Below are 21,836 nucleotides of genomic sequence, written 5' to 3' on the forward strand. Positions count from 1 at the left end.
GAGTCCTTTACGTTCTGGACAAGAATTCCAGCTATTCAATGTATCCGATGAAGAAGGAGAAGAAGCAATGATAGCAGATGAAGCAATCAGACTGGTTGAATTTATCAGAGAGAATGAGGAAGACAGATATGAATACCTGTCCTCAAGCATTGAAGAACTTGCATCAGGCATCAGTGACATGAAGAGAATGCTTGAACTTGTTCTTGATGAACTTGAAAAGCATGGCATAGACATAAAAGACCGGCAGGAGTACAAAGACGACTGTTTACCATTCTGAAATAAAAAAAAAGAAGTACATAGAATGACATTTCTGTCACCATATGTACTTCTCGTCGCTCAAGTTGTTTGAGGTGTTGAAATTCTTTCAATTCCTCATGTTATTTGAAAATCAATTTCTTGACACCTCATCCAATTTTGGAGCGCCAAAATACTTTTACCACTGGGGATTATAAGTTGCGGACATACACATATACAGCATACACCTGTTTGTGATTGCTGTTTTTGAGGATATGTCAAAATTGATAAGGCAAAAGTATTCTTAAATTGGGTACAAAAAACTAAGCCCCTACAAAAGGAGCTATCATAATCCTTTGTTCCCACTATTTGATTATAGTTTTATTTAAGAATACCTTGCCGCATATTTTTTACTCCTTTTCTGGATTAAATCATTGTATCACATCAGTTTTAGGAAAGCAAGTACCTAAAAGAAATTTTTCTTCCCCTTATATGTAACAATCATACCGGCTTCCTAGCGTTCAGAATGTTTTCTGCTGTCTGCTGTGGTGTTTGGTTGGAATTGTCCAACCAAAAGCCGATCCGTGGTGTTGTCTGCATTTTACTAAATACAAATTCAATGTATACAGAAAGATATAAGGAGTGGGAGGGATTCCGCCGTAGTTGGCATTGTAGGAAAATCCAAAAGTTTAGATTTTCCCACAATGCTTATCTTTTGGTCTTTGGTTCGGAATAGTGTAGTGCTGGCGGTCTATCTCTTGTTTTCGGTTGCTTGCTTCCTTACCGTACATGAGCATTCACTCAAGGTTGCAATCTTACTGAATTCCGTCTGGATTCTTTAGTGTGAAGTTCCAGCTGTCTTCGCACATTTCATCAATGTCATACTTTGCACTCCAGCCAAACAGCTTCTTTGCTTTGCTTGGATCTGCATAGCATTCTGCAATATCACCAGGTCTGCGCTCAAGGATCTTGTATGGCAGTTCTTTACCACATGCCTTTTCATATGCGTGTAGTACATCAAGAACACTGTATCCTTTACCAGTACCTAAGTTGACATGTTCCACACCTTTATGCTCTAAAGCATACTTCACTGCGCCAATATGACCATCAGCCAAATCACATACATGGATGTAGTCTCTTACACCTGTTCCATCTGGTGTAGGATAGTCATTACCAAATACTCTTAAGTATTCCAGTGTACCATTTGCAACACGAGCAATGTAAGGAACCAGGTTATTAGGAATACCATTTGGTACTTCACCTAATAAGCCACTCTTATGTGCGCCAATTGGGTTGAAGTATCTAAGAAGCATAACACTCCAATCATCATCACTGACACAGACATCTTCCAGAATATGTTCATTCATTAATTTACTTGTACCATATGGGTTTGTTGTTCCACCAACCTTGGAATCTTCTGTGATTGGACATTTTTCTGGATCACCATAAACAGTTGCGCTGGATGAGAATACAATTGTCTTGCATCCTGCTTTGCGCATTGCCTGGTACAGATTAATAGAACCACTGATATTATTTTCGTAGTATGTTAGTGGCTTTTGTACAGATTCACCTACTGCCTTGTATCCAGCAAAATGAATCACCGCATCAATCTTGTTTTCTTCAAAAATCTTATCTAAGCCAGCACGGTCTAGAATATCCGTTTCATAAAACTTTGGCTTTGTACCTGTAATTTCCTTGATACGATCTAAAACGACCTTGTTTGAATTGTACAGATTGTCTAATACAACAACATCATATCCTGCCTGAATCAAAGCAACACATGTGTGTGAACCAATGTAACCTGTACCCCCTGTGACTAAAATAGTTGACATCTTTTATCCTCCTATTAAACGTGCGATATCATTCCACGTTACAAACACCATTAAGCCGATGAGCAATACCCAGCAGGCAATCATAATAGCTGTTTTTATTTTAGTACTAAATTGACGATTTGTAATCCATTCCAATAAAGTAATTACAACTTGTCCACCATCTAATACTGGTAATGGCAGTAAATTAAAAATACCAACATTTAATGACAACTGTGCAATGAGTAATAGAAATGCGCTGAGTCCCATCGATGCATATGTTTCTGTTGCTTGATAAATCCCAACTGGCCCACTCAATTGACTCATACCAGCACCATGGAAAATCAACCCGGCAATTGTCACAATCATCAGTTTTGTAATGGCACTCATTTCTTCAAGACCAAACTTCCAGCAGTTCAAAATATTAACATCTATATATTCACTTCTTTCACCTGTAATACCAATCAGATATGCATCCTGTTCTTCGCTGTATTCTGGAGTAAGTGTAATAGAAAGAATTTCTCCATCACGATCGATCTTATATGTTTCTTCATCTGCATATCCACTGGAGAATGCCTGCATATCCATGAATGTTTCTGGTTTGATAGATGAACCGTCTTTCTTTGTGATTTCTAGAATTATATCTCCAGATTGAAAGCCTGCTTTTTCTGCCGGTGAGTTTTCTACAACAGTAGAAACAACTGCTTTTGGAGAAGAAGCAAATGTTCCATTATGAAGAATCACAAGAGAAAAAATCATAAATGCCAGTACAAAATTCATAAATACACCCGCAAGCATAATTATGATTTTCTGCCATGGCTTCTTTTCTGTCAGTCTTCTTCCAGCAGGTACTTTTACATCAGGATATGCTTCATCTCCATCTGTTTCTCCTGCCATTGCCACAAATCCACCAACAGGTAAAGCCCTGAGTGAATACTGTGTTTCTTTTCCTTTATGTTTGAGTAATACCGGTCCCATCCCAAATGAAAACTCATAACAATATACACCAAACAGTTTTGCGGCCAATAAGTGGCCTGCTTCATGAATTAAAATAATTGCACTTAACAGTAGTAAGAAATAAATAATTGTCATTGATTTGCTCCTTTAATTACATTCAATGCATATTCCCTACCCCAAGTATCTGCGTCAATTACATCCTGTACGCATGTTAATTCTTTGAATGGTGCATGATGCACTGCACCAATAACGATTTCTTCAATTTTTAAAAATGGAATTTCATGATTTCTAAATGCTGCATTAGCTACTTCATTTGCCGCATTCATAACGGCATTTAAATTTCCACCTTTTTTACCAGCTTCAAAAGCTAAAGCCAATAATGGAAAACGTTCTGTATCTGGAGCACCAAAGTGCAAGGTTGACAGTTTAGTTAAATCCAATGGTGTATCTAGATCATATGAATAGCGATCAGGGTATGTTAATGCATACTGGATTGGCAAACGCATATCTGGTGCACCAAGCTGTGCAATCACACTATGATCAACATATTCTACTGCACTATGAACAACACTTTCTGGATGCATCAATACAGAAATTTCATCATATGGAATATCAAACAGCCAATGTGCTTCAATGACTTCAAAACCTTTATTCATTAAAGTTGCAGAATCAATTGTGATTTTAGCGCCCATGGACCAGTTTGGATGTGCCAAAGCTTCTTCTACCGTAACATCTTTCAATTCATCTCTTGTCTTGTTTCTGAAAGATCCACCAGAACACGTAATCAATAAACGCTTTACCTGTTCTTTTTTATTACCTCGTAATGACTGCCAGATTGCAGAATGCTCAGAATCAATTGGATATAACTGACAATCATATTCTTTGCAGGCACGATTGATCAATTCACCACCACATACAAGTGTTTCCTTATTTGCTAAAGCAACATCATGGTGTGTTTCAATGGCCTTTAAAGTTGGCAGGAAACCCGCAAAACCAACAAGAGCATTCACTAATACATCGTAATTGTCCTGTGATACGATTTCTTCCATTCCTTCTTCACCAGATAAGACTTTCTTATCTGGATATTGTTTCTGTAATAATTCTGCATCTTCTTGATACTGAACAGAAAATGTCTGGATATCTGGGAACAATTCTAAGTATTCTTTTGCTTTGGCAATGTTTCTTCCAACACCGAAAGAAACAATTTCAAATAAATCTGGATGCTGCTGAACAATATCTACCGTCTGAACGCCAATCGATCCAGATGCACCTAATAAAACTAATCTTTTCATGCAATTACCCCAAACAAGATCATCAATGAATTAAATACCATCAAACAGAATACCAGAGAATCAATACGGTCTAAAATCCCACCATGCCCTGGAATTAAATTTGAGAAGTCTTTAATTTCAAATCTTCTTTTAATAGAAGAAAATGACAAGTCACCAACCTGTGCAACAAGCGGCAATACAATACTGCCTGCAATAATCAGCATAGATGGAAGCTGTTTTAAAACAAGCAAGCCATATACCAAAGATACAACTAAGCCTGTTACATATCCTCCAATGGATCCTTCCCATGTTTTATTTGGAGATACTTCTGGAATCATCTTATGTTTTCCTAAGGAAACACCAAAGAAATAAGCACCTGTATCACACATAAAACATGCAAGACACACATAAAGCATCACTAGTCCACCATGTACATCTAATGCATAGATCTTATCTACACATCTTAATGCTATACCAATCAAGACTGTAATCATAAATGGATATGCAACTGCATCTGTTGCGACTTTTCCCTTTGCAAGCTCATTCACAAATAATACAACAAGCCAGATAGCAATCACTGCACCAAATTTTTCACCAGACACGATCATCATTGCCATTTCAAAAGCAAAGCATAAAGCAGCAGCGAAATAGTCAGCTTTTCCAGTAACCACTTTGCTGCCTTCATATGCAGCACCCAGTGCAATGAATACTTCCAGTACTTTTAAAAGCCATCCGCCAAACATTAAAGGTGGAATTACAATTGCGATAATGACAATTGCCGCAATTGTTTTAATTTTCATCTTTTCATTCATTTGTAACACCTCCAAATCTACGATCACGCTTTGTATATTCTTCTAAGCATCTATGAAATACTTCTGGCGTAAATTCTGGCCAGCTTTCTTGTACAAATTCCAGTTCAGCATAAGCAATCTGCCATAATAAGTAGTTAGAGATTCTCTCTTCTCCACTTGTTCTGATCAGTAAATCAACAGGTGGGAAATCCTTTGTCATTAAGTATTTTTCAAATCCTTCTTCATCTAGATCTAAATCAGCTTTTCCATCACGGACATCTTTTGCATATTGACGTGCCGCAAGCAGAATTTCTCTTTGAGAACCATAGTTCATACAGATATTCAAGTTTAATCCTGTATTGTTTTTACTTTCTTCCATTGCATCATTCAATACTTTCTGCGTAGCCTTTGGAAGCATATCTAATTCACCAATGATATTCATGCGATATCCGCGATCAAGAAATTCCTGCATATATTTCTTAAAGAAAATAGCAGGCAGTTTCATAATATAGCTTACTTCATCCTGGCTTCTCTTCCAGTTTTCCGTAGAAAAAGCATATAAAGTCAAATACTTTATGCCCATTTCACTTGCGGCAATCGCAATTGTTCTAACATTATCAGCACCAACAAGATGTCCTGCAGTTCTAGGTTTTCCCTGTGCTTTTGCCCATCTGCCATTTCCATCCATGATAATGGCAACATGATTACATTCTTTTAACATAGTACTATCTCCATAATTACCTTACTATTATACATTAGAAACTATTAAAAAAAACCGATTCAAAACAATCAAACCGGTTTGTATAAATTAAACTTTCAGTACTTCGTCCTGTTTCTTCTTGGATGCTGCATCGATATCCTTTGTGTACTTATCTGTCAGCTTCTGTACTTCGTTTTCTGCATCCTTCTGTGTATCTTCATCCATTTCCTTATCTTTCTTGATAGCCTGGTTAGCATCACGTCTGATATTACGGATCTGAACTTTGCATTCTTCAGCAATCTTTGATACTTTCTTAGCTAATTCCTTACGTGTATCACCTGTAAGCTGAGGAACTGTTAAACGAATCACAGCACCATCATTCTGTGGAGCCATACCTAAATCAGCTGCATTTAAACCCTTTTCAATTGCCTTCAATGAAGATGGGTCATAAGGTTTGATGACAAGAATTCTACCTTCCTGTACAGAAATACCAGCAATCTGGTTTAAAGGTGTTGGCGAGCCATAGTATTCAACTTCAACTCTGTTTAGCATGCTTGCATTTGCCATGCCTGTTCTAATAGTAGCGAGTTCTTCCTTCAGATGGTCCATTACTTTTTCCATCTTGACTGTACTGCTATCGATAATTGGATAAGCCATTATTTTTCCTCCTTGTTAATGCGGGTGCATACTGCTTCACCCTTCATAGCTTTTACAATATTTCCTTTTTCATTCATGTTAAACACAACAAGTTCCATATCATTATCCATACACATAGAAGTTGCTGTGGAATCCATTACCTGTAATCCTTTATTTAGTAGATCCATGTATGTTAAATATTCAAATCTTGTAGCTGTTGGATCCTTCTTAGGATCTGCATTGTAGACGCCATCAACACCATTCTTAGCCATCAAAATTGCATCTGCCTTGATTTCACTGGCTCTTAAAGCAGCAGTTGTATCTGTTGAGAAGTATGGAGAACCAGTTCCACCGCCAAAAATAACAACTCTACCCTTTTCTAGATGACGAATTGCACGACGTTGAATAAATGGTTCAGCAACCTTATTCATCTCAATAGATGTCTGTACTCTTGTTTCTAAGCCTACACTTTCTAAAGAAGCCTGAATTGCCAATGCATTCATAATTGTTGCAAGCATTCCCATATAATCGCCTTGTACACGGTCAATACCAATTTCAGCGACTGTCTTGCCACGGATAAAGTTACCTCCGCCAACAACAATAGCAATTTCTACACCTAAGCTTTGTGCTTCTTTAATTTCTTCAGCCAGGCTGCGTAAAACATCAGCGTCAAAGTTTTTTGAATTTCCACTTAATGCTTCTCCGCTGAGTTTCAACAATACACGTTTATACATGATTGAAACCTCCAAATTTCTGAAATTATTATATCAAACATTATTTATGAATACACCATAAATAATGAGAAATCATTGACTGACTGAAGGTCAGTGCTATACTGATGGCAAGGAGGCATAAATATGTTTAGCTTTATTGGTTCTATTATTATTGGAGCAATCGCAGGAACACTCGCTACTGTATTAACAGGAAATGATTCAAGTAATATGGTTAAGAATATTGTCATTGGATTAGTGGGAGGAATTCTTGGCAGTATCTTAGGATCACTCATTGGTATTGGCAGCAAGAATATCATTGGTTCCATTATTATCGCAACACTTGGTTCTATCCTTGTTCTATGGATCTACAATAAATATATCAAAAAATAATATGTACAAATAAAAAGCTGGTGATACGTCATCAGCTTTTTTCATTGAGCCAAAAAAGACACGTAATTTCTTACGTGTCAGTTTGCAATTGTGAAACAAATCTAAAATCTTACTTAGCCATTGCTGCTACTTCTGCAGCAAAGTTTTCTTCTTTCTTTTCAATACCTTCACCAACAACATACTTAACGAAGCTTAATACTTCAGCATTGTTGCTCTTGAGGTACTGACCGCACTTCTGATCAGCATCTAAGAAGTATTCCTGATCAACTAAGCACATATCCTGTAGAGACTTAGAAACTCTACCTTCGATGATACCAGCCTTAACCTTTTCTGGTTTGCTAGCTAGCTTTTCATCCTTAGCAAGTAATTCTTCCTGGATTGAACGTTCATGTTCAACTACATCCTGAGGCATATCGTTTCTTGAAACGTATGTAGGGTTCATAGAAGCAATCTGCATTGCCATGTTCTTAGCAACCTGAGCGTCACCACCCTTAACAACTGTCAAGGCAACGATTCTACCACCCTGGTGTGTATAAGAACCGAAGAATTCATCATCGTTCTTAGAAACGATTTCAAATCTTCTTAATGTAATCTTTTCACCAATTGTAGCAACAGCATTGATGAAAGTATCATTTAATGTACCATCAGCAGTTGTTAATGCTAATGCTTCTTCATTTGTCTTAGCATCAGAAGCAAGAATTGTGTTAGCAACTACATCTAATAATTCTAAGAACTTTTCATTCTTAGCAACGAAGTCAGTTTCGGAGTTAACTTCAATGATAACAGCCTTGTTACCATCAATAGCAATCTTACCTAAACCTTCAGCAGCAATTCTGCCTTCCTTCTTGGCAGCCTTAGCAAGACCGTTTTCTCTTAACCAGTCAACAGCCTTCTTGATGTCACCGTCAGTAGCTTCAAGAGCCTTCTTACAGTCCATCATACCTGCAGCAGTTAAGTCTCTTAATTCTTTAACAAGCTTAGCTGTTACTGCCATCTTATTCAGCCTCCTTAGCTTCAGTTTCTGCTACTGGAGCGTCAGCTTTAGCAATATTGTTACGGTTGTCGTTTCTCTTGAATACACGTCTTTCACCATTGTATGTGTTACGTCTAGCATTCATCTGAGCTCTCTTTTCTTCATACTTAGCTCTTCTACGCTTTTCGTATTCAGCTGCATCTTCTTCAACCTTCTTGATAACGTCCTTCATTGTGATATCAGCTTCTTCTTCACCTTCAGCAACGTTTTCGATTGGCAAGTTCTTACCTTCGCAGATAGCATCAGCAAGAAGACTTACTAATAACTTGATAGATCTAACAGCGTCATCGTTAGCTGGGATTGGGAAATCAACAGTTCTTGGATCAGCATTTGTATCGATTAATGCGAATACAGGAATTCCTAACTTCTTAGCTTCAGCTACAGCGTTGTGCTCTTCTAGTGGATCTACAACAAATAATGCATCAGGAAGCTTCTTCATTTCCTTGATACCGCCAAGGAAGTTTTCAAGCTTTTCCTTGTTCTTGAGCATTAATGCCTGTTCCTTCTTTGTGTAAACAGAAATTGTTCCGTTTGCTTCCATTTCTTCAATGTCAACAAGCTTCTTGATTGACTTCTGAATTGTTCTGAAGTTTGTTAATGTTCCACCTAACCATCTCTGGTTTACGTAGAAAGAACCAGAACGTAGAGCTTCTTCAAGAATTGTAGCCTGTGCCTGCTTCTTAGTTCCTACGAATAGGATCTTTCCGCCATCTTCAGTGATCTTCTTGAATGCTTCATATGCAGCGTCAAGCTTTTCCTGTGTCTTGTTCAAGTCGATGATATAGACACCATTCTTTGCAGTATAGATATACTGCTTCATGTTTGGGTTCCACTTACGTGTCTGATGACCAAAGTGAACTCCATTTTCGAGCATTTTTCTCAATGTTACAACAGCCATTTCTTTTATTTACCTCGCTTTCCGTTGTTACCGCCACAGGTTCCAACATTATCAATACACCCATTTGTGTACACGGGATAATGAATTCCCTGTGTGAGAAGTCATCTATCCACTATAAAAAGTGCATAAGATGCCGACAATGAATATACCATGAATCTAAAATGATTACAACAAAGAATTTAAAAAACCACCTGATTTTGTTACAATCAGAGTGGTTTTGCTTCTTTTATAGATCAAACAGCATATCTTCGTATGTTGGAAGCTTATAGTAGCACTTAGATGCAAGTTCTTCATAGGCATCTACTGATGCTCTAACTTCCTGCATCAAAGGAACGATTTCATATCTTGTACGATATCCTCTTTCATAGGTGTCTGTTTCTTTCTTTACAGATGTATGTGTTTCTTCCAGCTTTACAATAGATGTATCTGTTGCATCAATCAATTCTGCAAGTTTCTTGCTTCTCTTTGTCAAGTAAGCTGGTGCGCCTTCTCCATTTGCCTTTGCATAGAAATCATATTCTTTGCACATTGCTGGAAGTACATCACGCTTCACCATTGCAATGAGTGTCTTGATTTCAATTTCTTTGATATTGTAATATTCTTCTTCAAGAATTTTCTCATTTGCCATGAGTTCTGTTTCAGTATATACACCTAAACCAGTAAACAGTTTTACAACATCCTTATCTTTTAAAGCCTGTGATGCTTCAATGAAGCTCTTTACATTTGGCAGACCTCTGCGCTCAGCTTCCTTGATCCATTCACTAGAATATCCATCACCAGAGAACAATACTCTTTTATGCTTCTTGATAATCTTCTTACAGATTTCCAATGCTTTTTCACGTACTTCTTCAACAGTCTTGCATGTATCCAATTCTTCAGAAATCTTCTTCAAAGAATGTGCGATGATAGTGTTTAAAACAGTATTTGCGAAAGATGCGTTCATGCTTGAACCAAGCATTCTGAATTCAAATTTATTTCCAGTGAAAGCGACAGGAGAAGTTCTGTTTCTATCAGTGTTGTCATGAGGGATATAGGAAATGTTTTTGACTGGTTCAAAGCTAGAATCCACAGCTTCCCCTTCCTTCTTACGCTTTCCAGAATGGAGGCTATATAGAATATCTTCAATATAGCTTCCGAGGTATATCGAAATAATTGCTGGTGGAGCTTCATTTGCTCCAAGTCTAAAGTCATTTCCCGCAGAGCTTGCTGCGAGTCTTAACAATACAGGATATGTATCTACAGCTTCAATAAACGCACATGTAAATGTCAAAAAACGAATGTTATCCATTGGTTTCTTGCCTGGATCAAACAGATTCTGACCATCATCAGTCACAATAGAATAGTTGTTATGCTTGCCAGAACCATTGATTCCATCAAATGGCTTTTCATGCAGCAGGCAAGCAAATCCATGCTTATCCGCAACTTTCTTTAATACATCCATGATCAACAGGTTCTGATCAACCGCAATATTTCCACCAGAGAATACAGGTGCAAGTTCAAACTGTGCAGGAGCAACTTCGTTGTGTTCTGTTTTCGCATAGATGCCAAGCTTCCACAATTCTTCATTCACTTCTTTCATGAATGCTTTGACACGCAGTGGAATTGCACCAAAATAGTGGTCATCCAATTCCTGTCCCTTTGTTGCTGGAGCACCAAACAATGTTCTTCCACAAAGTTTCAAGTCAACACGAGCATCAAAATACTTTTTATCAATTAGAAAATATTCTTGTTCTAGACCAACCGAAATATCACAGCTCTTCACTTTCTTGTCACCAAGCTTGTTTACGACTTTTGTTGCATATTTACTTAATACTTCAAGTGATTTCAAAAGTGGCTCTTTACGGTCAAGTGCTTCACCATTGTAGGATACGAACACTGTAGGGATACATAAAACACCTTCTTTAATAAAGACAGGAGATGTAACATCCCAATATGTATAACCTCTTGCTTCAAATGTAGCTCTTAAGCCGCCTGATGGAAAACTGGATGCATCTGGTTCACCCTTGATCAGCATTTTCCCTGAGAATCTGGAAATAGGTTCTCCATCACTTCCTGGCTCTACAAAAGCATCATGCTTTTCAGCTGTACCACCTGTTAAAGGCTGAAACCAGTGTGTGAAATGTGTTGCACCATGTTCCATTGCCCAGCGTTTCATCGCATGTGCAATTGCATCCGCAGTTGGACGATCCAGCTGTGATTCTGAAGCAATTGTCTTTTTCCATGCCAGGTAAACCGGTGAAGGAAGTCTTTCTTCCATTTCAACTTCTGTAAATACGAGTGATCCGAATTCTTCAAATGGTCTTTCCATAACTTTTATCTCCTTTTTCTTTCACCTTTTTTAATATGCGCTAGCTCCATAGTTAGAAAGATAACGTGCACTTGGATCGTTGACATCACAACCCTGCCATTCTTTGTTAGGCATCCAGTAATCAGATATCATTTTGTCCATTGCTGGATAGAATTTCTCAAATATTTCTCGATAGAGAAGACTTTCCTTTGTAAACGGCGTCTTCCATGCATATGCTTTTCTCTTTTCTTCATAAGATAGAACATCATATGTATCTTCAGCATATTCCTTTAGATCATTCACCAGAGAATGTCCTACTGCATCTGAGAAAGCTGCTTTATCTCTGAATAAGATTTCTTCCGGTAGAAGGTGATCTTTTTCAAATGCTTTTCTTAACAGGTATTTTCCCATGTTGTGATTGTTCATCTTGATGGATGGATCAAGATCCATGACATATCTTACAAATGCAAGATCTCCAAATGGAACTCTTCCTTCCATTGAATTGCTTGAAATACAGCGATCAGCTCTTAATACATCATATTCATACAATTCCTTGACTCTCTTTTCAGCTTCCTTTTGAAATGATGAACTGTCTGGTGCGAAGTCTGTATATTTGTATCCAAATAATTCATCACTGACTTCTCCTGTCATAAGTACTTTAATATCTGTTGTTTCATGAATTTTTTTACATAATAGATACATCCCCATAGATGCACGAATCGTTGTAATGTCCCATGTTCCTAGAATTTGAATCACTTTCTGCAAGGCATCTAATACATCTTTTTTAGTAATAATGAATTCAGTATGTTCACTGCCAATAAATGTGGCAACTTTTCTTGCATATTTTAAATCGATAGCATCTGTTTCCATACCAATAGAGAATGTACGAATCGGATGATCTGTATGTTTTTGAGCAATCGCACAAACAAGAGAAGAATCTAAACCACCACTTAATAAATATCCACACTTTGCATCTGCATCCATTCTTTTAATTACCGCATCAACCAATAAATCATGAATTCCTTCTTCAGCTTCTTCCTCACTAACATGAAATGTCTGATCAGCTTCATAAATCTTTGTATATGGAATGAATTCACCATCTTTGTAGTAGCATCCAGGTGGGAATGGTGTGACATCACCTGCAATACACATCAGACTTTCTGCAGTCGATGCAAATGCAATTTTATGATCTTTGGTATATCCATAAAACAATGGACGAATGCCAATAGGATCACGAGAAGCAATAAATCCTGTCTTCTTCGAATACATGACAAGTGCATATTCTGCATCTAATTTTGCAAACATATCACATCCATATTCTTCAAATAATGGGATCAGTAATTCACAATCACTGTCAGAAACAAATGTATATTTCTTTTCTAACTCTCTTTTACATTTTCTAAAGTCATACAGTTCACCATTGCATACAACTGAAAATCCATCTCTTCCAAATGGCTGCATCCCATTTGTACTTAAGTCCATAATGCTCAATCTTGTAAATCCCACAAGACAATCATCAATGGGTACGATTTTAGCGTCATCTGGACCACGATCATTTAAACAAGCCAGTCCTTTTTCAAAATCCTTACGATCTGTTTTTGGATCCGTAGAAACAATTAATCCACACATAATCTTTCTCCCTCATATATAAAAAGTAAAAAGCAGTCACTCCGTCCTATGTAATTCATACATGGGACGAAGGACTGCTATGTCTCCGCGGTGCCACCCAGATTACTAATCTATTGATTAGTCGCTTAGTCTCCAATCATTTATAATTGGGGTCAGTGATAACGGTCTGCTTCCGGCGAAGTCTACTCATATCTTTTCGATTCGCAGCTGTTCAGGTGTTCTTTCATAAGATGCATATCATAGAGTTTCCACTATCCTCTATTCACTATAAACTGTTTATCAAACTACTTTTCCTGGTCTTTGCTTGATGCAATAGTTATACAACCATCAAGATTCCTCTGCAATCACTTTTTCATAAAAATGATATATTTTTCATAATTCGATTTGAAACAAGTTTCATTTTATTTCAGAAAGCGTTTAATTTTGTGATTTTTTCGTTTTTTTCTCAAAAAATCATAAAAAAAACTGGTTTTTTCTTCAAAAACCAGAATTTTTTTACTCTTTTGCACCGTATTGTTCGTAATATGCATTAATTCTTGATAACAGTTCATCATCAAGACGGTTTTCTTCCTTCATGACTTCAATGACTTCAGGCATGCTTACGATTGCTGCTGTTGGGAAACCATATAATTCACTGATTTCCTTCAATGCTGTCTTATCAGACTTACCCTTTTCATTACGATTCAAAGAAACGATCAAACCTACGATTTCAACGTTTGCCTGTCCTCTTACAATTGGAACAGTTTCTTCCATGGATTTACCAGAAGAAGTAACGTCTTCAATCATGACAACACGATCACCATCTTTTAGTTTAGATCCTAATAAGATACCTGTATCACCATGGTCCTTGATTTCTTTACGGTTAGAACAGTAACGGATTTCTTTTCCATAAAGTTCATAATATGCCATTGATGTAGCGACTGTTAAAGGAATACCCTTGTATGCAGGTCCAAACAATACATCAAAATCATCTCCAAACTGATCATGAATTGCTTTTGCGTAGTAATGAGCTAATTCTGTTAACTGTCTGCCAGTAACATATAAGCCTGCATTCATGAAGAATGGTGATTTTCTACCTGACTTGAGTGTAAAATCTCCAAACTTCAATACATCGCATGAAAGCATGAATTCAATAAATTCCTTTTTATACTGTTCCATTATTCCATTACCTCTTCAATTGCTTTATAAGTAGCCTTTGGATCTTCACTCTTTGTGATGCTTCTGCCAACAACAATCATATCGCAGCCCTGTTCCTTGGCAAATTCAGGTGTAGCGACTCTCTTTTGATCATCTACAGAGTTACCTGCTAAACGGATACCAGGTGTAACTGTCAAGAAATCATCTCCACAAGCTTCATGGATTGCCTTTGCTTCATGAACGGAGCATACAACACCATCTAAGCCAGCTTCCTTTGCATTCTTTGCATAATGAATGACTGTATCAATCACTTCACCAGGAATGCCTAGTTCTTCATTCATACTTTCCTTAGATGTACTTGTTAATACAGTCACACCGATTAACTTCGCTGGCTGTTGTCCTTCTGGTGTACCTTCTAAGATACCTTGCTTAGCAGCCTTCATCATTTCAATACCACCAGCACAATGGCAGTTAACGATATCTACACCAAGCTTTGCAAGATTCTTCATGCCACCTTTTACTGTGTTTGGAATATCATGGAGTTTGAGATCAAGGAAGATCTTATGTCCCATGTTCTTTACTTCCTTAACAATGTCTAAGCCACATGCGTATGTTAATTCCATACCAATTTTTACATATACTGGCTCATCAAATTGTCTTAAAAATTCTAATACCTGTTCCTTGTTTGAAAAATCCAATGCAATAATTGTTCTACTCATTTTTGTCTCCTTTCAATCACATCCTGCACTGATGTATAACCATATTTATTTAATGTTTCTGGAAGATCTTCAATGATCTTCTTACAAATATATGGATCCTTAAAATTCATTGCGCCAACTTCTACTGCGCTTGCTCCAGCAAGAAGATATTCAAGTACATCTTCACTGTTTGCAATACCACCAACACCAATGATTGGAATATTTACTTGTCTGGCACACTGATATACACAGCGAATACCGACTGGTTTTACAGCTGGTCCACTTAAACCGCCTGTTATATTGGCAAGTACTGGTTTACCAGTTTTTAAATCAATACGCATTCCTAATAATGTATTGATCATCACCAGGCCATCTGCACCGCCTTCTTCAACCGCTTTTGCAATCGCAACAATATCCGTTACATTAGGTGAAAGCTTTACATATACAGGCTTTTTAGCAACGTTCTTACACATTTGTGTAATGTGTTTTGCAAGTTCTGGCTGTGTACCGAGTCCCATGCCTCCATGCTTTACATTCGGGCAGGAAATATTTAATTCAAATGCTTTGACTGTTGGATCATCATTCATTTTTTCAATGACAGCTACATAATCTTCTTCACTGCTTCCTGCAATATTCGCAATGATTTCAGTATCATACTGTGATAAGAATGGCAATTCATTTTCAATGATGTAATCCACTCCATGATTCTGTAATCCGATTGCATTTAACATACCACATGGTGTTTCCGCAATTCTTGGCGTTGGGTTTCCAAATCTTTCTACAGGTGTCGCAGATTTAATGGCAATTCCACCTAAGATAGATAGATCATATAATTCAGCATATTCTCTTCCATATCCAAAACATCCACTAGCAGGAATGATTGGATTTTTCAGATTCAATCCAGGCAGTTTTACAGATAAATCCATTTAGAGCACCACCTTTCCAATTGGGAATACTGGTCCGTCCTTACATACACGCAGACTGTTTCCTTCACTGTCTTTGACAACACATCCCATGCATGCACCAATGCCACAAGCCATTCTAGCTTCCAGTGAAATACATCCCTTCGTATACTTTGTATTGATTGCTTTCAGCATTGGCAGTGGACCACAGCTTAATACATATTCACAATCAACATTGTTTTCATTGATTGCATCAATGACAGTTCCCTTTGTACCTTCGCTGCCATCCATTGTCGCAATATACAAGGCGTCGCTGTATTCCTTGAGTTCATCAATGAGAATTGCATCTTCCTTTGTATTAAATCCTACAACGACACTGACATTCTTGCCAATCTTTTTATATTCTTTGGCTGTCTGTAAGAGTGGTGGAACACCAACACCGCCACCAATCAGCAATACATCTTCATCTACCACTGGGAATCCATTTCCACATGGACCAAACAGTGAAATTTCATCATGCATTGTTGTCATAAAGCGTGTACCATCACCAACAACTTTATACACAAGAACAATTGTGTGATCTTCTTTGACTTCGCAGACACTGATTGGTCTTCTGAGAAAGTAGTTTGGTACTTCTACTTCCACGAATTGACCACATTGCACTTCATCTGCCAAATCAGTCTGAATTTCCATTTTATATACATCTTTTCCAATGTATGTATTACTTTTTATGATTCCTGTATCTACTTTCATCATTTCCTCATTTCATTCATTGAAACCATTGAAAAACTTCTAGATTCCAATACTCTGTATAGTGCAGCCGCTGTATCTAAAAGTGTCACGCAGGAAATATTATTTTCTGCAGAAACACGACGAATCAAGAATCCATCTGCACTTGTATTCTTTTTACTGGACATTGTATTGATAACAAAGTTAACACGTCCATTACCGATATTGTGTATCCTGAATGATTCACTTAAGATTTCAGTACATAAAACTAATAGTTCCTGAATGTTTTACCCTTTCCACACTGTCTTTCCGTTTACAATTGTCTGTTTGATTTCTGCATATACGCTCCATCCATTAAAAGGTGTGTTTTTTCCTTTTGATACAAACGTATCTGCATTGATCATGCTTTCTTGATTTAATTGTACAAGAAACATGTCACTTGTATATCCTTTTTCTATTTTTCCAACATGATTTAAGCCAAATCTCTTTGCTGGTTTTTCACTCATCCATTCAACAAGCTGATTTAGTGTCCATCGTTTTGTACGATATACAAATTCACTGTAAAGAAGCGGGAAGGCTGTTTCTAAGGATACGATGCCAAAGGCACTGTTTGCCATAGGACGTGCTTTATCACTCATTGCATGTGGTGCATGATCATTTGCGATAAAGTCCAATGTACCATCTTCTAACGCTTCAATTAAACACATACGATCTTCATGTGTTCTAAGAGGTGGATTCATTTTCCACATTGGACCTTTTACATCTTTATCTTCTAATAACAGATGATGTACTGTGACTTCTGCACTGACATCTCCACCTTTTTGCTTTGCCTCTCTTAAAGCTTCTATAGAAAGATGTGATGAGATATGACAGGCATGGTATTTTCCATTGACCGCTAGTGCTGTCTGTAAATCATTTTTCAATGGTTCACTTTCACATTCATCTGGGATACCAATCCAGCCTTTTTCTGTAACGATCTTACTGTCATGCACACTGCCGCCTTGTGGTCGATATTTTAAATCTTCTGTATGACAGGCAATAATAAAATTGTCCTGTTTTCCTTTTTCAAAAGCTTCCTTTAAAAGATTCTGATCATTCATGCCAACGCCATCATCACTAAACCAATGAACACCAAGCTGGCTCATTCCATCCAGGTCTGATAACTCTTTTCCCTGTTCTTTCTTTGTGATCGTACCATATGGATACGTATGCACCAAAGATTCTTTTCCAATCAGTTTTAAATACTCTTCCATGACTTCTTTTCCGTCTGGAGAAGGAACAACGTTTGGCATTGCAAATACAGAAGTAAATCCTCCATGTGCTGCTGCTAATGATCCTGTGTGGATCGTTTCTTTTTCTTCATGACCAGGCTGTCTGAAGTGGACGTGTACATCAACAAGTCCAGGTAATAATGTCAATCCTGTTGCATCAATCACTTCACACTCTTCTTGAATGTTTACGCCAACTTCAATGATTTGATTTTCATCAAACAAGACATCTAGTTTCTGAAGTGTTTCCTGGTACAGGACATCTGCGTTTCGAATGATCTTTTTCATTTATTTTTCCTCAAATGGTGCATGTCCAAATGCACGCTTGATAACTGCTTTTCTTACGAGCATTCCATTATGCATCTGCTGGAAGATACGTGATTTTTCTGCTTCCACTAAATCCGTATCGATTTCAACACCACGGTTGACTGGTGCTGGATGCATAATAATTGCATTGTCTTTCAACATTGCATATCTTCTTTGATTCATGCCATATTTTTCAAGGTATTCTGCATCATTCATATTAGACAATGCAGCTCCTCTTTCTTTCTGAATGCGAAGCATCATAACAACATCTGCATCTTTGATTGCTTCATCAAAATCTACAAATGGATAGCCATCTCTTTCAAATTCCTTTGGTCCAGCAAACTTTACATCCATACCAAATAATTCAAATGCATACTTGTCAGACTGTGCAACTCTTGAATGTGCAACATCCCCACAGATGACTACTTTAATTCCTTCAAGCTTATGGAATTCCTTATAGATCGTTAATAAATCTAACAGGCACTGTGTTGGGTGCTCATTTGCACCATCTCCTGCATTCAGTACAGGAATATTTAATCCTTCCAGCTCATTCCAGTAGAATTCTTTAGAAGAACGAATCACAAGTGCATTGTATCCTGCAGATTCCAATGTCTTGCATGTATCGTAAAGAGTTTCTCCTTTTGTTACGGATGATACATTTGTCGCAATATCTGCAACTTTACATCCTAACTGCAGTTCAGCAGATTCAAAGGAATAATGTGTTCTTGTGGATGCTTCAAAAAAAAGATTGGCGATCAATGCCTTATCAGGCAATTGCCAATCTGATTGAGAATTAGAAAACATTAAAGCATCGTTAAGAATATGAATCATATCGTCCTTTGAAAGATCACGAATTGAAACTAGTGAATTCTTATTCATAAAACGCCTCCATACTTCTTAAAAAAAGGAATGATTCTTACACGTGTAATTCAATTCCTTTTCTTCTGAACTATTGTATCAAACTGAGAAAGATATGCAATAGGAAATTCAAAGAATTACTTCTGCTTACGAGATACTTCCTCAACGATCTGTTTTACTCTATCGTAACAAGTTTGAGAAATGACATTACTTTCCAGTAAATAATGCGCTTCATGTAATTCAGATACAAGACGCATTGGATCTTCCGCTGCCATTCTGTTAATTTTTAATAAATATTGTTGATCATTTTCAAATAGTGACATCGTATTTACCTCTACTTCTATTTTACTCACTTACAACAATTTTTAAAGATTATTTATGATTCGTTTTAGAATTTGGATGTGCTTTTTCTACAACATTCGCTAAACGGTCTTGAGATACATGTGTATAGATCTGTGTTGTCTGCAGATTCTCATGACCAAGCAGTTCCTGAACAACTCTAAGATCTGCTCCATTATCCAGCAAATGGGTTGCGAATGAATGACGAATCATATGTGGATGAATATGCATGGATATGCCAGCATCTCTTCCGGCCTTTTCACAGATATTCTGAATACTTCTAGAAGTAATCGGAAATCCTCTTTGATTCACAAACAAGATTCCATGATCTTCTTGTTTTTTTAGAAGCATTGGTCGAATGACTTGTATATAGTGTTCTAAAAGAGAAGCACAGCGCGGATAGAATGGAACCATTCTTTCTTTGCTTTCTTTTCCAAGTACTGTAAGATATCTTTCTTTCAGATTGATATCTTTTACTTTTAATCCAGCACATTCAGAAACACGCAAACCACAGGCATACATCACTTCAATCATACTGCGATCTCTTAGAGCAATCGGATCTGTAAGATCAAAATGATCCAGTAATGTTTCCATCTGATCAAATGTTAAATACTCTGGCAGTTTTCTTTTATTTGTAACGGAATGGAATAATAGAATGGGATTATTCTGGATACCTTCCTGTCGATTCAAATATCGATAAAAACTTTTTAAAGAAGACAAATTCCTTGCATACGATGCATTAGATAATTTATTACCTGTAAATTCACCACTTCTCAATTGTGTAATATAGTCAGCAATATCTTCTTTCTTCACATCTTCAAATGAATGAATATCTTTGTCTTGAAGATAGGTTAGAAATCTTTCTACATCTCTATGATAGGCATCCTGCGTATCTTGGGAACCTGTTCTGCTTAAAGCGATATGATGCAGGAAAGATTCTAATGATTTCTCAAAGTCTTCCATCTTCCTTGAGCTTTCTGATGATTTCTAAAGATTGCGGTGCATATGCATTCTTGCGGTCTTTTTTCTTTACTGCAGCATCTAAATGAACAATACCAAAGTTTGCATTCATTGGCTGGAAGTTTCTAGAATCTGCATGTGTAATATAGTAAGACATAGAACCAATGACAGTCTGATTGCCTGGCAGGCATACTTCTTCACCATTGAGTACATGTGCCAAATTGATACCTGCAAGCATACCAGAAGCACTGGATTCTACATATCCTTCAACACCTGTCATTTGTCCAGCAAAGAATAAATCATTTTTTCCCTTGAATGCATAGGATTCTTCTAATGCAATGGGAGAGTTGATATATGTATTTCTGTGCATGACACCATAACGAACGATTTCAGCATTTTCCAGCCCTGGAATCATACGAATGATACGCTTCTGTTCAGGCCATTTTAAATGCGTCTGAAATCCTACGATGTTATACAAGGATGCTTCTACATTATCCTGACGCAGCTGTACAATTGCATATGGACGCTTTCCATCTGGTGTTTCTAGACCCACTGGTTTCATAGGACCAAATAACAATGTATTTCTGCCACGCTTTGCCATTACTTCAAATGGCATGCATCCTTCAAATACTTTTTCATTTTCAAAACCATGAACCTCAGCAACTTCTGCTGTAATTAATGCATCATAGAATGCATTGAACTGATCTACATCCATAGGACAGTTGATATAGTCAGCACTGCCCTTGTCATATCTGCTCTTCTTATACGCAATGTTCATATCAATACTGTCAAATGATACAATTGGAGCAGCTGCATCATAGAAATAACAGTATTTGTTATCAATAATCGTTCCAATTGCTTTCACCATTGCATCAGAAGATAAAGGTCCTGTAGCAATCACACATGGAGAAGATGGAATATGATTCACTTCTTCATCAATAATTTCAATATCTGGATGCTGTTGGATACGTTCTGTAATTTTCTTTGAAAATAATGTACGATCAACTGCTAATGCAGATCCTGCAGGAACTGCAGTTTCATCTGCAACTTCCATAATCAAAGAACCAATCGTTCTCATTTCTTCTTTTAATAATCCTACAGCATTGCTTGTAGCATCAGAACGTAATGAGTTCGAACATACAAGTTCTGCAAATGTATCCATATGATGTGCTTCAGATTTTTTATGTGGCTTCATTTCATATAGTTTGACATGAATGCCACGCTTTGCTAACTGATATGCAGCTTCACATCCCGCAAGTCCTGCACCTACTACGATTGCTTCTTTCATTCAC

22 protein-coding genes, 1 pseudogene and 1 other annotated feature are annotated in these 21,836 nt (G+C 37.3%); of the genes and pseudogenes, 2 read left to right on the forward strand and 21 right to left on the reverse strand.

Annotated features, from left to right (window positions below; genetic code table 11):
* Positions 1-277: hypothetical protein (locus ACTND6_RS03535; protein ID WP_441045051.1), on the forward strand; the 277-nt coding region annotated here is incomplete at its 5' end.
* Positions 278-1,049: 772 nt separating this feature from the next.
* On the opposite strand, the gene galE is transcribed toward ACTND6_RS03535, so the two are convergent.
* The 7 genes from galE to pyrH all read right to left on the reverse strand — a co-directional run bounded on the left by galE (position 1,050) and on the right by pyrH (position 7,131).
* Positions 1,050-2,066, reverse strand: a complete 1,017-nt coding sequence (gene galE / locus ACTND6_RS03540; RefSeq protein ID WP_441022078.1) for a UDP-glucose 4-epimerase GalE — start codon at positions 2,064-2,066, stop codon at positions 1,050-1,052.
* Between the two features lie 3 nt (positions 2,067-2,069).
* Positions 2,070-3,134 carry an RIP metalloprotease RseP gene (gene rseP / locus ACTND6_RS03545; RefSeq protein ID WP_441022079.1) on the reverse strand — a complete coding sequence of 355 codons (1,065 nt, stop codon included), beginning with the start codon at positions 3,132-3,134 and terminating at the stop codon, positions 2,070-2,072.
* Positions 3,131-4,291: a 1-deoxy-D-xylulose-5-phosphate reductoisomerase gene (dxr, locus tag ACTND6_RS03550; protein ID WP_441022081.1), complete on the reverse strand. Its 1,161-nt coding sequence runs from the start codon at positions 4,289-4,291 to the stop codon at positions 3,131-3,133. Before dxr ends, rseP begins: the two co-directional genes overlap by 4 nt.
* Positions 4,288-5,082 carry a phosphatidate cytidylyltransferase gene (locus tag ACTND6_RS03555; protein WP_441022083.1) on the reverse strand — a complete coding sequence of 265 codons (795 nt, stop codon included), beginning with the start codon at positions 5,080-5,082 and terminating at the stop codon, positions 4,288-4,290. Before ACTND6_RS03555 ends, dxr begins: the two co-directional genes overlap by 4 nt.
* Positions 5,075-5,782 (reverse strand): isoprenyl transferase, encoded by a 708-nt coding sequence (locus tag ACTND6_RS03560; protein ID WP_441022085.1) that lies wholly within the window; start codon positions 5,780-5,782, stop codon positions 5,075-5,077. Before ACTND6_RS03560 ends, ACTND6_RS03555 begins: the two co-directional genes overlap by 8 nt.
* Positions 5,783-5,869: 87 nt before the next feature.
* On the reverse strand, positions 5,870-6,418 hold the full coding sequence (gene frr, locus ACTND6_RS03565; RefSeq protein WP_441022087.1) for a ribosome recycling factor: 549 nt from the start codon (positions 6,416-6,418) through the stop codon (positions 5,870-5,872).
* On the reverse strand, positions 6,418-7,131 hold the full coding sequence (pyrH, locus tag ACTND6_RS03570; protein ID WP_441022089.1) for a UMP kinase: 714 nt from the start codon (positions 7,129-7,131) through the stop codon (positions 6,418-6,420). The genes frr and pyrH overlap by 1 nt, the downstream gene beginning before the upstream one ends.
* 123 nt (positions 7,132-7,254) lie before the next feature.
* Between pyrH and ACTND6_RS03575 the strand changes: the two genes are divergently transcribed.
* Positions 7,255-7,500, forward strand: coding sequence for a GlsB/YeaQ/YmgE family stress response membrane protein (locus ACTND6_RS03575; protein ID WP_441022091.1), 246 nt, complete (start codon positions 7,255-7,257; stop codon positions 7,498-7,500).
* Between the two features lie 109 nt (positions 7,501-7,609).
* Here the strand turns inward: ACTND6_RS03575 and tsf are convergent, their stop codons facing one another.
* From tsf to trmFO, 14 genes and pseudogenes are all read right to left on the reverse strand, one after another.
* Positions 7,610-8,494 carry a translation elongation factor Ts gene (gene tsf, locus ACTND6_RS03580; RefSeq protein WP_441022093.1) on the reverse strand — a complete coding sequence of 295 codons (885 nt, stop codon included), beginning with the start codon at positions 8,492-8,494 and terminating at the stop codon, positions 7,610-7,612.
* Between the two features lies 1 nt (position 8,495).
* Positions 8,496-9,431 (reverse strand): 30S ribosomal protein S2, encoded by a 936-nt coding sequence (rpsB, locus tag ACTND6_RS03585; protein ID WP_178176679.1) that lies wholly within the window; start codon positions 9,429-9,431, stop codon positions 8,496-8,498.
* A 226-nt stretch (positions 9,432-9,657) separates the two neighbouring features.
* The gene (locus ACTND6_RS03590; protein ID WP_441022095.1) at positions 9,658-11,739 is read right to left on the reverse strand and encodes a glutamine synthetase III family protein; all 2,082 of its coding nucleotides are present in this window, start codon (positions 11,737-11,739) and stop codon (positions 9,658-9,660) included.
* A 30-nt stretch (positions 11,740-11,769) separates the two neighbouring features.
* The gene (asnB, locus tag ACTND6_RS03595; protein ID WP_441022097.1) at positions 11,770-13,347 is read right to left on the reverse strand and encodes an asparagine synthase B; all 1,578 of its coding nucleotides are present in this window, start codon (positions 13,345-13,347) and stop codon (positions 11,770-11,772) included.
* Between the two features lie 59 nt (positions 13,348-13,406).
* Positions 13,407-13,657 (reverse strand) — a binding site (T-box leader).
* 185 nt (positions 13,658-13,842) lie between these two features.
* Complete coding sequence (pyrE, locus tag ACTND6_RS03600) at positions 13,843-14,505, reverse strand: orotate phosphoribosyltransferase (RefSeq protein WP_178176676.1); 663 nt, start codon at positions 14,503-14,505, stop codon at positions 13,843-13,845.
* Positions 14,505-15,203 (reverse strand): orotidine-5'-phosphate decarboxylase, encoded by a 699-nt coding sequence (pyrF, locus tag ACTND6_RS03605; RefSeq protein WP_441022099.1) that lies wholly within the window; start codon positions 15,201-15,203, stop codon positions 14,505-14,507. The genes pyrE and pyrF overlap by 1 nt, the downstream gene beginning before the upstream one ends.
* The gene (locus ACTND6_RS03610) at positions 15,200-16,108 is read right to left on the reverse strand and encodes a dihydroorotate dehydrogenase (RefSeq protein ID WP_441022101.1); all 909 of its coding nucleotides are present in this window, start codon (positions 16,106-16,108) and stop codon (positions 15,200-15,202) included. Before ACTND6_RS03610 ends, pyrF begins: the two co-directional genes overlap by 4 nt.
* Positions 16,109-16,837, reverse strand: coding sequence for a dihydroorotate dehydrogenase electron transfer subunit (locus ACTND6_RS03615; protein ID WP_441022103.1), 729 nt, complete (start codon positions 16,835-16,837; stop codon positions 16,109-16,111).
* Positions 16,837-17,037: pseudogene (locus ACTND6_RS03620) on the reverse strand (hypothetical protein); the annotation flags it as partial. The gene ACTND6_RS03615 and the pseudogene ACTND6_RS03620, both read right to left, overlap by 1 nt.
* Positions 17,038-17,100: 63 nt before the next feature.
* Positions 17,101-18,369: a dihydroorotase gene (locus ACTND6_RS03625; protein WP_441022105.1), complete on the reverse strand. Its 1,269-nt coding sequence runs from the start codon at positions 18,367-18,369 to the stop codon at positions 17,101-17,103.
* Positions 18,370-19,266, reverse strand: coding sequence for an aspartate carbamoyltransferase catalytic subunit (locus ACTND6_RS03630; RefSeq protein WP_441022107.1), 897 nt, complete (start codon positions 19,264-19,266; stop codon positions 18,370-18,372).
* Positions 19,267-19,382: 116 nt separating this feature from the next.
* The gene (locus tag ACTND6_RS03635; RefSeq protein ID WP_441022109.1) at positions 19,383-19,568 is read right to left on the reverse strand and encodes a hypothetical protein; all 186 of its coding nucleotides are present in this window, start codon (positions 19,566-19,568) and stop codon (positions 19,383-19,385) included.
* Between the two features lie 49 nt (positions 19,569-19,617).
* Entirely contained in the window at positions 19,618-20,547 is a 930-nt protein-coding gene (gene xerA / locus ACTND6_RS03640) for a site-specific tyrosine recombinase/integron integrase (protein WP_441022110.1), read from the reverse strand.
* On the reverse strand, positions 20,534-21,832 hold the full coding sequence (trmFO, locus tag ACTND6_RS03645) for a methylenetetrahydrofolate--tRNA-(uracil(54)-C(5))-methyltransferase (FADH(2)-oxidizing) TrmFO (RefSeq protein WP_441022112.1): 1,299 nt from the start codon (positions 21,830-21,832) through the stop codon (positions 20,534-20,536). The genes xerA and trmFO overlap by 14 nt, the downstream gene beginning before the upstream one ends.
* Between the last annotated feature and the right edge of the window lie 4 nt (positions 21,833-21,836).

Origin of the sequence: Bulleidia sp. HCP3S3_C9 (assembly GCF_052064035.1) — a bacterium.
Lineage (GTDB): Bacteria > Bacillota_I > Bacilli_A > Erysipelotrichales > Erysipelotrichaceae > Bulleidia.